The 13,621-nt window shown below is 31.8% G+C and carries 14 protein-coding genes; 3 read left to right on the forward strand and 11 right to left on the reverse strand.

Annotated elements, in window-relative coordinates; genetic code table 11:
- Positions 1-3 precede the first annotated feature (3 nt).
- The 6 genes from infB to BMX03_RS00820 all read right to left on the reverse strand — a co-directional run bounded on the left by infB (position 4) and on the right by BMX03_RS00820 (position 5,283).
- Positions 4-2,301, reverse strand: a complete 2,298-nt coding sequence (gene infB, locus BMX03_RS00795) for a translation initiation factor IF-2 (RefSeq protein WP_022227644.1) — start codon at positions 2,299-2,301, stop codon at positions 4-6.
- 19 nt (positions 2,302-2,320) lie between these two features.
- Entirely contained in the window at positions 2,321-2,635 is a 315-nt protein-coding gene (locus BMX03_RS00800) for a L7Ae/L30e/S12e/Gadd45 family ribosomal protein (protein WP_018999034.1), read from the reverse strand.
- Positions 2,628-2,894, reverse strand: coding sequence for an RNase P modulator RnpM (gene rnpM / locus BMX03_RS00805; RefSeq protein WP_018999033.1), 267 nt, complete (start codon positions 2,892-2,894; stop codon positions 2,628-2,630). The genes BMX03_RS00800 and rnpM overlap by 8 nt, the downstream gene beginning before the upstream one ends.
- Positions 2,895-2,913: 19 nt before the next feature.
- Positions 2,914-4,029: a transcription termination factor NusA gene (gene nusA, locus BMX03_RS00810; RefSeq protein ID WP_008538080.1), complete on the reverse strand. Its 1,116-nt coding sequence runs from the start codon at positions 4,027-4,029 to the stop codon at positions 2,914-2,916.
- Positions 4,030-4,057: 28 nt separating this feature from the next.
- Positions 4,058-4,504, reverse strand: a complete 447-nt coding sequence (rimP, locus tag BMX03_RS00815) for a ribosome maturation factor RimP (protein WP_008538081.1) — start codon at positions 4,502-4,504, stop codon at positions 4,058-4,060.
- 215 nt (positions 4,505-4,719) lie between these two features.
- Complete coding sequence (locus BMX03_RS00820; protein ID WP_018999031.1) at positions 4,720-5,283, reverse strand: NYN domain-containing protein; 564 nt, start codon at positions 5,281-5,283, stop codon at positions 4,720-4,722.
- Positions 5,284-5,412: 129 nt separating this feature from the next.
- Here BMX03_RS00820 and def point away from each other — a divergent pair, with 129 nt between their 5' ends.
- The 3 genes from def to BMX03_RS00835 all read left to right on the forward strand — a co-directional run bounded on the left by def (position 5,413) and on the right by BMX03_RS00835 (position 7,666).
- Positions 5,413-5,871 carry a peptide deformylase gene (gene def / locus BMX03_RS00825; protein WP_018999030.1) on the forward strand — a complete coding sequence of 153 codons (459 nt, stop codon included), beginning with the start codon at positions 5,413-5,415 and terminating at the stop codon, positions 5,869-5,871.
- Between the two features lie 12 nt (positions 5,872-5,883).
- Positions 5,884-6,819, forward strand: a complete 936-nt coding sequence (gene fmt, locus BMX03_RS00830; protein WP_091693225.1) for a methionyl-tRNA formyltransferase — start codon at positions 5,884-5,886, stop codon at positions 6,817-6,819.
- Between the two features lie 88 nt (positions 6,820-6,907).
- The gene (locus tag BMX03_RS00835) at positions 6,908-7,666 is read left to right on the forward strand and encodes a DUF116 domain-containing protein (protein ID WP_091693227.1); all 759 of its coding nucleotides are present in this window, start codon (positions 6,908-6,910) and stop codon (positions 7,664-7,666) included.
- Positions 7,667-7,720: 54 nt separating this feature from the next.
- On the opposite strand, the gene folK is transcribed toward BMX03_RS00835, so the two are convergent.
- From folK to trpS, 5 genes are all read right to left on the reverse strand, one after another.
- Positions 7,721-8,545, reverse strand: coding sequence for a 2-amino-4-hydroxy-6-hydroxymethyldihydropteridine diphosphokinase (folK, locus tag BMX03_RS00840; protein WP_091693230.1), 825 nt, complete (start codon positions 8,543-8,545; stop codon positions 7,721-7,723).
- Positions 8,545-9,366, reverse strand: a complete 822-nt coding sequence (gene folP, locus BMX03_RS00845; RefSeq protein WP_022227649.1) for a dihydropteroate synthase — start codon at positions 9,364-9,366, stop codon at positions 8,545-8,547. Before folP ends, folK begins: the two co-directional genes overlap by 1 nt.
- 18 nt (positions 9,367-9,384) lie before the next feature.
- Positions 9,385-9,873 (reverse strand): HD domain-containing protein, encoded by a 489-nt coding sequence (locus BMX03_RS00850; RefSeq protein WP_022227650.1) that lies wholly within the window; start codon positions 9,871-9,873, stop codon positions 9,385-9,387.
- Between the two features lie 122 nt (positions 9,874-9,995).
- Positions 9,996-12,038, reverse strand: a complete 2,043-nt coding sequence (locus tag BMX03_RS00855; protein WP_091693233.1) for an OPT family oligopeptide transporter — start codon at positions 12,036-12,038, stop codon at positions 9,996-9,998.
- A gap of 480 nt (positions 12,039-12,518) precedes the next feature.
- Positions 12,519-13,613 carry a tryptophan--tRNA ligase gene (gene trpS, locus BMX03_RS00860; RefSeq protein WP_091693236.1) on the reverse strand — a complete coding sequence of 365 codons (1,095 nt, stop codon included), beginning with the start codon at positions 13,611-13,613 and terminating at the stop codon, positions 12,519-12,521.
- Positions 13,614-13,621: the final 8 nt, after the last annotated feature.

Here is a 13,621-nt window from a genome sequence, read left to right on the forward strand (position 1 = left end):
TCCTTATTTCTGTGGAATTTCTTCCATATCATATACTTCAAGGATATCGCCTTCTTTAAAGTCACGATAATTATCAATAGTAATACCGCATTCATAACCAGTTGCTACTTCTTTTACATCATCTTTGAAACGACGTAAAGATTCAATCTGACCTTCGTATAATACAATATTATCACGAATAATACGGATTTTAGAGTTGTTACATACTTTACCTTCAAGTACATAAGAACCAGCAACTAAAGCTTTGGAGAATTTCATAACTTGACGAATTTCTACTTTACCTTGAATTACTTCTTTATATTTAGGTGCAAGCATACCTTTCATAGCTGCCTGAATATCATCGATAGCTTCATAAATTACGCGATAAGTATGAATATCAATTTTTTCAGTATCAGCTAATTTACGTGCATTTGCATCTGGACGTACGTTAAATGCAATAATTAAAGCATTTGCTGCAGAAGCGAGCATTACGTCAGATTCAGTTACAGCACCAACGCCAGAGTGAACGATACTTACACGAACTTCGCTTTCATTTTTATTAAGACCTAAAAGTGAAGAAGATACTGCTTCTACAGAACCTTGAACGTCAGCTTTAATCAAGATATTTAATTCTTTGATATCGCCTTCGTTAATCTGATTGAATAAATCATCTAAAGAAACTTTCTTAGAACGCATAAGTTCATTACGCTGTTTTTCAATACGTTTTTCAGCAATAGTTTTAGCAAGTTTTTCATCTAATGCTGCAAGTTCGTCCCCAGCTTCTGGAACATCAGCAAGACCTAAGATTTCTACTGGCATAGAAGGACCAGCTTTTTTAACTTTTTCACCACGGTCATTGATCATTGCACGAACTTTACCACAAGCAGTACCTGCAATAATAAAATCACCGATATGAAGTGTACCATTTTGTACAAGTACAGAAGCTACAGGGCCACGACCTTTATCAAGACGTGCTTCGATTACTACACCACGAGCTTCGCGATTAGCATTAGCTTTGAGTTCCTGTACTTCTGCTACTAATAAGATCATTTCTAAAAGGTCATTAATACCTTCTTTTTTCTTCGCGGAAACAGGTACCATGATTGTAGTACCGCCCCATTCTTCTGGAATGAGTTCATGTTCAGCAAGCTGTTGTTTTACATGGTCAGGATTTGCACCTGGTTTATCCATTTTATTGATAGCTACAACGATTGGCACTTTTGCTGCCTTAGCATGGTTGATAGCTTCTAAAGTCTGAGGCATAACACCATCATCAGCTGCAACTACAAGTACAGCTATATCTGTAACCTGAGCACCACGAGCACGCATAGCTGTGAAAGCTTCATGACCTGGTGTATCTAAGAATACAATTTTTTGACCATTACACATAACTTGATACGCACCGATATGCTGAGTGATACCACCTGCTTCATTTGATGTTACAGATGTTTTACGAATAGCATCAAGTAAAGAAGTTTTACCATGGTCAACATGTCCCATTACTGTTACAACAGGAGGACGAAGTGCTAAGTTTTTAGGGTCATCTTCAAATTCTGGGATTTCTGTTAAATCAACTTCAGGTGGAAGTTCTTCTACAGCAATACCAAATTCTTCTGCAATCAAAGAAGCTGTTTCAAAATCAAGTTCCTGATTGATTGTAGCCATTGTACCGAGTAACATTAATTTTTTGATAACATCTGTTACAGGGTATGTCATTTTACTAGCTAATTCTTTAACTGTAATTGTTTCGCCAACTTTAATATGTTTTGGACGAATGATTTCTTGTGGTTTGTTTTCCACTACAGGCTTAGTATTTTTGCCTTTATTCTTTTTATTGCCAGCAAATTTATTATTAAAATTATTATTGTTGTTATTATTTTTCTTATTGTTATTGCGATTGTTGTTTTTATCGTTATTTTGTGGACGATTATTTTTATTGTTACGATTTTTATTATTAGCAGTATTATTTACTGGAGTATTTTTTGTTTTATGTTCATTTGCACTAGCATTATTTCTAGTATTATTGCGATTATTGTTCTGATGTGTATTATTCTGATTGTTTTTGTTTTTATTATTGTTGTTATTATTATTTGCAGAATTATTATTTTTATGATTTACATTCTGCTGATTATTTTTTTTTGCTGTTTGTTGTTTATTATTATCTTTATTATTCACGATACTAGCTATAACCTCACGTTCTTTCTCGCCAACCAAGTTTAGGTTGTTACTAACATTAACATTATTTTTATTTAAAATATCAATTATTTTTTTACTATCTAAAGAAAACTCTTTAGCTAATTGATAAATTCTATATTTGGACATTAAGCCACCCCCAGGGTTTTCAATTATCCAATATCTTTAAAATGGCTTTCTTAAAGCCTTCATCACAAATCGCTATAGCTGCTCTATCAGTTTTCCCAATAGAATTTGCCATCTCATCTTTTGTAAGTTCTGTATATCTCAACAAAACTTTACTATTTTTTGCCATTTTTTCATATTTAGCTTTTGTCGCATCAGCAACATCATTTGCCAATAATATCAATTTAATATTATTTTTACTACTTAAAGCTTTTTCAATGACAAATTCTCCAGACATAACTTTACCAGCACGACATGCAATGCTTACAATATTTATTAATTTAACCTTATTATTCATCAAGTTTGGCAAATTCCTCTTTTAGCTGTTCATATACTGAATTATCTATCTGACATTTAAAAGATTTTTCTAAACGACGCTGTTTCACTGCTGTATTTAGACATTCAATATTCTTACAAATATAAGCACCACGTCCAGATTTTTTACCTGTGAAATCTACACTGAATTCACCTTCTGGACTTTTAACTATACGAATCATTTCACGTTTATTATGAGGTTCTTGACAACCCACACATAAACGAACAGGAAGTTTTTTCATTACTTATCGCTCCCTATTATTAATCTACAGAAAAAGATTCTTCACTTACAACATTAACCATGTTCATATCGTCTGAATCAAAACCTTCTTCTGCAGCTTGAGTTTCGCTCTTAATGTCAATTTTCCAACCAGTGAGTTTTGCAGCCAATCTAGCGTTTTGTCCTTCTTTACCAATAGCTAAAGATAATTGATAATCTGGTACGATTACTCTAGACATTTTCTTTTCTTCATTTACTGCAACAGATACAACTTTTGCAGGGCTTAAAGAATTTGCTATATATTTTGCTGGATCTTCATTCCATTTTACAATATCAATTTTTTCGCCACGAAGTTCATCTACTACAGCTTGAACACGTAAACCTTTTTGACCTACACAAGAACCAACTGGATCGATTTCTTCATTTGCAGAAAATACCGCTATTTTGGAACGCATACCTGGTTCACGAGCTACAGATTTAATTTCAACTGTACCTTCTTGAATTTCAGGTACTTCAAGTTCAAATAATCTTTTCAATAAGCCAGGATGTGTACGAGATACTAAAATCTGAGGACCTTTGGAAGTTCTTTTTACTTCTACTACATAAACTTTAATGCGATCATTATGTTTATATTGTTCTGTGCTGATCTGTTCAGATGGTGCAAGTACAGCTTCTGTTTTACCAAGGTCAATAAATACGTTATGACCTTCCATTCTCTGTACAGTACCAGTTAAAATATCACTAGAACGGTTAGAATATTCCTCATAAATAATACCACGTTCTGCTTCTCTAATACGCTGTACTACTACTTGTTTTGCAGTTTGAGCTGCAATGCGTCCAAAGTTAGCAGGTGTTACTTCTACTTCTACTACATCATCTAAAACAATGCTTTCGCCAAATTGTTTTTGAGCTTGTAATAAAGAAATCTCTGTAACTTTATTTTCCACTTTTTCTACAACTTTTTTCTGAGCGTATACATGAAATTCGCCAGTTGCTCTTTCTAAATACACACGCACATTAGAAGCAGTGTTGAAATTTCTTTTATAAGCAGATACTAATGCTGCTTCAACTGCTTCAAATAATACTTCTGGTGCTATGCCTTTCTCCTGTCCAACTTCTTTTAACGCATCTAAAAAGCCTTTATCTTTGGTTGCCATTTAATTACATTTACTCCTTAATCTTAATTTAAAAATCAATATGCAATCTAACTAAAGCAATATCTTTTAATGCTATTTCTCTAGTTTCATCAATAGTAATAATATCTTTTGTATAACCAGTTAATTTACCAGTTATCATTTTTTCACCATCAATAGCCTTATATAATGTAATATCCACCAATTTGCCCATTTCGCGTTTAAAATCTTTTTCTTTTTTCAACGCACGGTCAAGTCCTGGTGAAGACACTTCCAAAATATAGCGGTCATTGATAATATTTAATTCTTCAAGCTTTTCATCCAGTAGGCCGCTTACTTCCTGACAATCATCAAGGCCAATGCCACCTTCTTTATCGATGTATACACGTAAAAACCAATCACGTTCTTTTACATACTCTACATCAACAAGTTCATAATCAGTATTAGCTAAAATTTCTTCAGCAATTTTTTCAACTGCTTCTTCCACACGATTTGCCATCGAAACACCTCCTGTAATATTATCCCCAATATAAAGTAAAGAGTGGGCGTCTACCCACTCTTTAAGGAATAATCAAATTAACTTCTTTAACTAGTATAGCATAGAAAATTTATCTATGCAAGATTTTATACATTTATACAAAAAATATCTCTATAAAATAATTTCTACTATTTACAATAACTTATCATCATATTATTAAATCTAAATTATTTCATTTAACTTTTTCTTTTTCTGAGTTCATCTAATTTTGCCATAACTTCATCATTTATTCTTGAGCCGATTTCACTTCTTCTCAATGGCAATACATGCTCACCTGTATATTCATCGCGAATATTTTTTTTGCTATGTTTTATTCTTCGCCATAATTCATTTGCAGAAATACGATATGCTCCTGCTCCTAAAATCAAAGACTGCTCTGCTCCATCAGAAGTTACTACATATACTTCTCTACCATAATATTTAGTAGCTTCATATACACTGCGTTCAATATAACTATCAGCTGTTTCTTTTTCCTTTGTATAAACTACTTTACAATGTTTAGATTTTTCTTCAACATTTTCTTCCGCATTAGTATATTGTGCATCAAAAACTATAGTAATATCATATTTTTCATATTGTCCATATTCCATTAAAAGATGAATTAATTTTTCTCTAGCAAAATCTAAATCATCATTGATGAATTTCTTTAAACTTTCCCATGCATTTATTATATTATAGCCATCTACTACCATGTATTTTTCATGTCGATTTGGTGTCAAATATGTTCTACTTCTATTCATAAGCTATTATTCTCCAATTCAATTTTTTGACATTTCTTATTATACCATAAATACTATTATCTTTGCTTTATACTCTTTCCTATGTTAAAATTTATATCAGTTAATTTTGAATTTATAGGAGGAATTTTCGTGGCTATTTTAGATATAAAAAAAGCTGGTGACCTTGTTTTAAAACAACAAGCTCAACCAATTGAAAGAATTGATAAAACAATCCGTACTTTACTTGATGATATGGCAGAAACTATGTATAAAGCTAATGGTGTAGGTCTTGCTGCACCACAAGTTGGTCAATCTATCCAAGTAGTAGTTATAGATGTAGGTGAAGGACTTTTAGAACTCATCAACCCTACTATTATTCGCAAAGAAGGCACTGAGATAGACACTGAAGGCTGTTTAAGTGTACCAGAAATTTATGGTGAAGTAGAACGTGCTGCTAAAGTAAGCGTTGAATATTTAAATCGTCGTGGAAAACGTCATCGCATTACTGCTACAGGACTTCTTGCACGTTGCCTTCAACACGAAATAGACCATTTACATGGAAGATTATTTATCGATATTGCCAATAATCTTCATAAAGCTCAAAAATAAGAGGTGTTTTCCATGCCAATAAAAAATATTGTTTTCATGGGTACTCCAGAATTTGCTGTACCTTGCTTAGATATTTTAAATCAACACTACAATGTAACTGCTGTATATACACAACCAGACAGACCAAAAGGACGTGGTCAAAAATTAGCTATGTCCCCTGTCAAAGAATATGCTCTAAAACATAATTTACCAGTATATCAGCCAGAAAAAATCAAAACACCAGAATGTGTAGCCAAGCTTCGCGAATTAAAGCCTGATTTAATTATCGTTGTTGCTTTTGGTCAAATTCTTTCTAAAGAAATACTTGATATACCGCCACTTGGCTGTGTAAATGTACATGGTTCATTATTACCTCGTTGGCGCGGTGCAGCTCCAATCCACTGGTCAATCATCAGTGGCGATAAAGAAACTGGTATCACTACTATGTATATGGACGTTGGTTTAGATACTGGCGATATGATATTAAAAGCTACTACTGAAATCACTCCAGATATGACTACAGAACAACTTCATGACAAATTAATGGTTCAAGGTGCTGATTTATTATTGCAAACAGTTCAATTAATCGAAGAAAATAAAACTCCTCGTGAAAAACAAGATGACAATTTATCTTGCTATGCTAAAATGTTAAACAATGATAATTGTCGCATTGATTGGACAAAATCTGCCCAAGATATCCATAATTTAGTACGCGGATTGAATTCTTGGCCAGTCGCTTATACTACTTTAAACAATAAGAAATTTAAAATCTGGCAAACAAGAGTAACTACAGGAACTGGAAATCCTGGTCAAATCATAAAATTAACTAAACAAAGTATTATTGTGGCTACAGGTGAAGGTGCTATTGAACTTCTTGAAATCCAACCACCTAATAAAGCAAAAATGCCAGCAAGTTCATATATAAACGGTCATAAACAAGAACTTGAAAATAATGTATCTTTTATCTAAACGTAACAAGCGAAAGTAGCCTAGCTATTTTCGCTTTCTTACTAATTTTTACCAATTTTACACTACACGAAAGATTAGGATAAACTATATGTATAATGATATTTTAAAAAATACTAAAAAACGCTTATTTATAAAATTAGCTACTATTAGCTTATTTAGTATAATGTTTCTCGCCTATTTAATTATCTGGCTATGTTATCCACGCCTAGTTGTCTTAGACTTAGCTTTTATTGCCTTTACCTTTGTTAGCATTTTATTTATTTTCTGTTGTCTATTCATTCTAAATATGATTTTCAACATAGCAAATATAAAAGTCTTTTCTTTTCTTGATAAATATATCTTCAATTTTATCAATTTTCTTTTCCCTATTATCATATTGTGGGGAAAAATCTTCGGCATAGGACGACGTGAAATTGAACGTTCTTTTATTGCCTTAAATAACTATATACTCACACATAAAAACATCAAAGTAGAAGCTAAAGACTTATTAGTTATCTCCCCACACTGTCTACAACTCGCAACTTGCCCACACAAAATAACTCATGATATCAATAATTGTAAGCATTGCAATCAATGTACTATTGGACCATTAATCGATATGGCAAATAGAATGGGTTTTCATTTCCGTGTGGCAACAGGTGGAACTTTAGCTCGTAAAATCGCCAAAGAACTCCGCCCTAAAATGTTATTAGCTATTGCTTGTGAACGTGATTTAACAAGTGGCATACAAGACGTATATCCGCTACCAGCTGCTGGAGTTTTAAATATCCGACCTAATGGTCCTTGTTATAATACCACTGTAGACTTAGAATTAGTCGAACAAACAATTAAACAATTTATTAAATAACAAAAAAGTTGTAATCACTTGATTATATATCATTTGATTACAACTTTTTTATTACTATTGTTTTTTAGCCATCAATTCAGCATACATATCACTGATAGTTTTTCTATATACCGAATGTAATTTATACGGAGCAATCTGCATTAATGGTTTTAATACAAAATCACGATTTTTCATATCTGGATGCGGAACTATCAAATCATCTTCACTTATAATATCATCATCATAAAAAATTATATCTAAGTCTAAAGTTCTAGGTCCCCAATGTATTTTACGTTCTCTACCTGCATGTTCCTCTACTTTTTGCAAAATCTGTAACAATTCATCTGCTGGTAAAAGTGTTTCTATCTTCATAACACCATTTAAAAATACATCTTGTTCCACATTTCCATATGGTTTTGTAACAATTTTATCTGAAATAGCTACTATATTTATCTGTGGTAAATTGCTCAAAGCTTCAATAGCTTCATCTATAAATTTCTCTTTATCTCCTAAATTAGAGCCAAACGCTACAAAAGCTTCATGCCAACCACGTTCAATTTCTACAGATACGGACTCAAATTCCTTTTCGATAGGTGCATGTGGTTTTCTAATTTCCAATAAAATACTTTTTACTAATTTAAATTCTAATAATAATGCCTGTGCTAATTGTTCAGCTACAGTTTCAATCAAATCATAAGTATGCTTAGTCATAAAATCATGAATAAAATCACATACTGTTCCATAATTAGTAGAAGCGTCTAAATCGTCATTCATGCCAGCTTTTCTTGTATTTGTATATAATTCAGCATTAACATAAAAATACTGACCTTTTTCTTTTTCTTCATCATATACTCCATGATAAGCATATACTTCTAAATTATCAATGCGAATTATATCCATCAAAAATTACCTCCAGCATATTTTATAGCTTCTGCCATTTTTATAGCTCTTAAATTTTCTTTTATATCATGAACTCGTACAAAATCATAATCTGCTAACACTGCCATAATAGATGTAGTAATTGTACCTTCTACTCTCTCATCAGCAGGTAAGTCCAAAGTTAATCCCACCACAGATTTTCTTGAAGCTCCTAATAATAAAGGAAAATTCAATTTGTGTAGACTAGATAAATTTTTTAACATAATTAAATTTTGCTCATATGTTTTAGCAAAACCAATACCAGGATCTAAAATTATCTTATCTTCTTTTATTCCAGCATTTTGAGCAATATCTATAGTTTCTTGTAAATCCTTCACTACATCAGTCAAAAAATCTTTATAATTTGTATCTTTGCGATTATGCATCAAACAGCAAGTTACATTATTTTCTGCTATAACTGTTGCTAAAATATCATCATATTTTAAGCCCCAAATATCATTGATTAAATCAGCACCTGCTTTTATTCCTTCTTTAGCTACATTTCCCTTATATGTATCTAAAGATATTGGCACATCAAACTCTTTTTTTAAATTTTCAATAACAGGAACAATACGTGATATTTCTTCATCATCACTTAAAAGCGTATATCCACCAGGTCTTGTTGACTCTCCGCCAACATCTATGATATCTACACCTTCTTTTATCATTTCTTGCGCATGAAATAAAGCTTTATCTAAAGAATTAAATCTACCGCCATCAGAAAATGAATCAGGTGTTACATTCAAAATTCCCATAATATAAGTATGTCTACCAAAATCAAACTCTCTACTACCAATTTTCATAAAAAATACCTCAAATAATTAATATTTTAATTTTAAATTTTTCTTTTCATCTTTCCAATTACAAATAGGCTCAACTTGACAACAAAAACAAGCCCTGCTCATTTTATCAGCTCGATATAATAACCCATTTAAATTCTTTTCTTCACTAGTTTTACTATCTCTATGTTTTAAAATAGCTTCAATGATTTGATTTTTTTCTTCTACAGTGAAATCGCAATCATCTAAAATTAAAGGAGCAATCTGCGCACTAGATATTTCATGACCAATTCCTTGACGATATTGAATATGACGACCAATATCATGTAGTAAAGCTGTCGCATAAATCATATCATCGCTAATTTTTAAATCTTCTTTTACATTTAAAATCATCATCAATCTAGCCACATCTAAAAAATGACCCATATCATGTCGGCAAAAAATACGATTTGTTTCCTCTTTAGCTATCTCATTATAACATTTCTTAAATATTCTATGTCGTATAATCGTATTTTTACAATCAAAATTCATCTTCTTTGCTCCCTAAAATTCTAAAAAATACATATAAACATTATAAAAGAAATCCTACAATTAAACAATAAAAAAACGACTTCTACTCAAATTATCATAGATGTCGTTTTTTATTACACTAATTATTTATTTAATTTCGCAGTGATAACACGACGAGCAAATTCAATAATTAATAAAATATTTACTAATAAGCCGAGCCATTGAGCTGTATCACCAAAGCTATCGCTTACCATACGAAGTGGAGCTTCACTACCACCAGATGTTACAGAAACAACGATAACACCAGCAAGTAATACACCCATTAAAGATTCACCAACGATCATACCAGAGGCAAATAAGATACCACGACGATTGCATGTATCTACATCATTAGCAACATTCTGAGGGCTACGAACTTCTGCACGTTTACGTAAATAACGATTTACTACATAAGAAAGTACAGCACCTACTACAAGTGGCATCTGTAAAGTTGGAGGAAGATATATACCCATACCTACAGCAAGAGGTGGTAAGCTAAGATTTTTTGTAGATTTTTTCAAGAATACATCAATGATGATAATAATAATACCAAAGATTACACCATAAAGAATATATGACCAATCCATGCTATTATTGAAAATACCTTTAGCAATTGTTGCCATCAAAGTAGCCTGTGGAGCAGACAATACCTGATTGGGATCCATATCAGGACGAGGCATTGCACCTGGGAAACCATATGCTTCATAAAGTAAGTTGAGTACAGGAGCAATAGCGATCGCACCAGCGATACAACCGATTAATAAAGCTACCTGCTGTTTCCATGGAGTTGCACCAACAAGTAAACCAGTTTTTAAATCCTGTAAGTTATCATTGGAAATAGCAGCAATACTTGTAATAACACTTGTGATAAAAATAGCAAATGCAGTAGCAAATAAAGTACCATATTCAGAGCTGAATAAACCTGCAAGGTTACCTAATGCTAATACTACAAGGGAAGAAACAATGATACCTAAAATACCAATACCAGAAATTGGACTGGAAGAAGTACCGATAAGACCTGCCATGTAACCGCAAGCAGCAGCTACGAAAAAACCCATACCTACAGCAACAATAATACCAACTACTATGTACAACAAAGTCATACCTGTGGATAAATTGCCACCAGCTAAGAAAGAATAGAATACACCTATTAAACCAATAATAATTAATACGAATACAATACCAATACTTTTTGGTGTCATATCAGTATCCATACGATGTAAATTATCGTTAGATACACTATTATCAGATACAGCTTTAATAGACATTTTAATACCATCTAAAATAGGTTTTAATAAAGTAATTAAAGTCCAAATAGCAGCAATACCAATTGTACCTGCACCCATAAAACGAATTTTAGAAGACCAAATGCTAGTAGCTACTTCACCGATATCTACACCAACTGGAATATCAGATATAGACATGAAATATGGTACAAAACCTAACCAAGTAACAACTAAACCAAATAAAATTGCTAAACCACTAGCAAGACCAATAAGGTAACCTGCACCTAATAAAGCAGGAGAAAAACCTAATGGAAGACAAGTTACTACATTTTTGCCCAAATGAATCCAATTCATCATTTCAGCGGAAAGATATCCAAATCCACTAGAAAATAGATTGATAAGTGCAGCGACAACACCACCACTTACAATATCTTTCATGCCAGTAACGCCTTTTTTCTCGCTAGCACTACCAACTTTCAAAATTTCAGCAGCAGCACGACCTTCTGGATAAGGCAAATCTGTATTAACTACCATTGCACGACGAAGTGGAATAGTGAATAATACCCCTAAGCATCCACCACATGCGCAAATCATTAAAGTTTGCCAAAATTGGAAGCCTTGCCAATAACCAATCATCAATAAACCAGGAATAACGAAAATTACTGCGGATAATGTACCAGCAGCAGATGCTTGAGTCTGTACAAGGTTATTTTCTAAGATATTAGAATCCTTGCACATACGCAAGATAGCCATAGAAATAATTGCAGCTGGAATAGCAGAAGAAAATGTAAGTCCTACTTTCAATCCTAGATACACATTAGATGCAGTAAATACTATTGTTATAAATAAACCAAGTATAACCCCTCTAAGTGTAAGTTCAGGCAATTTTAATTCATGGCTCATGAAATCATGATTTTTCATAAATAAAATCTCCTTTTTTATAAAATCATGATATATTGTACAATAGTATTGTACAAAGTGCAATACTAAATACACATTAAAAACATTTTTATTTTTACATAAATTACGTAAAAAGCTCTTGTTTTTACTAAAATTTTATATAAAGCAAACAAAAATCTAATAAATACAGATTATTTTCTTAAAAATTATATTTTTATTTATCATAATGTCCATATTAAGAAGAAAATATCAATTTCACAAGTTAACAATTTATTTATATCCATTAACAGCATAAACTTAATGTAAAGTTATATTTTACAATCTAGTACTCTGTTAAAAGACATTCTTATTTTATTATATTTTAGTAATACTTTAAATTTATTATCGAAAAAAATGAAAAAATATGCATTTATTATTAAAGTTATTTTATTGCTATTAAAAATAAAAAACTCCCCATAAAATCTAAAAAATAAAATTCTATGGGAAGTTTTCCTAAAATAATTATTTAACTTCTTTGTATTTATCAATCTGTTGATTTAATAATTCAATATCATCAAAATAATTTATTTTCATAGCATCTTTTACTTCATGCAACGTTTGTTGAGCCACTTCACGAGCTACTTCAGAACCTTCTTTTAAAATCTGATATACATAAGCAATATCTTTTTGATATTCTTTACGACGATTTCTAATTGGTTCAAATTCTTCTTGTAATACAGCATTCAAGAATTTTTTAACTTTAACATCACCAAGACCACCACGTTGATAATGAGTTTTTAATTCATCTAAATTATTGTAATCAGGTAAATATTTAGCAAAATATTCATCTTTGCAAAATGCATCTAAGTAAATAAATACTATATTACCTTCTATTTTTCCTGGATCAGAAACTTTAATATGATCAGGGTCTGTATACATGCTCATTACTTTTTGTTTAATGACATTAGCTTCATCAGATAAATAAATACAGTTTCCTAAAGATTTACTCATTTTAGCTTTACCATCAATACCAGGAAGACGTAAACAAGCTTTGTTATCTGGAAGTAAGATATCTGGTTCTACTAAAGTTTCTGTATTGTATAACATATTAAAGCGACGAACAATTTCTCTTGTCTGTTCAATCATTGGCTCTTGGTCTTCACCAACTGGTACAGTTGTTGCTTTAAAAGCTGTAATATCAGAAGCCTGACTTACTGGATAAGCTAAAAAGCCAACAGGAATACTTGCTTCAAAATTACGCATTTGAATTTCAGATTTAACTGTAGGGTTTCTCTGTAAACGAGATACAGTAACAAGGTTCATATAATAACATGTCAATTCACAAAGCTGTGGGATTTGTGATTGCACAAAAATTGTAGATTTTTTAGGGTCAATGCCACAAGCTAAATAATCCAAAGCTACTTCTAATACATTCTGACGAACTTTTTCTGGATTATCTGCATTATCTGTAAGTGCTTGAGCATCAGCAATCATAATGAAAATCTTTTCAAATTCTCCAGAATTTTGCAATTCTACACGTCTTTTTAAAGAACCTACATAATGACCAATATGTAAACGACCAGTAGGTCTATCTCCTGTTAAAATAATTTTACCCATAATTAACC

The sequence above is a fragment of the Megamonas sp. Calf98-2 genome (genome assembly GCF_900110235.1).
Lineage (GTDB): Bacteria > Bacillota > Negativicutes > Selenomonadales > Selenomonadaceae > Megamonas > Megamonas funiformis.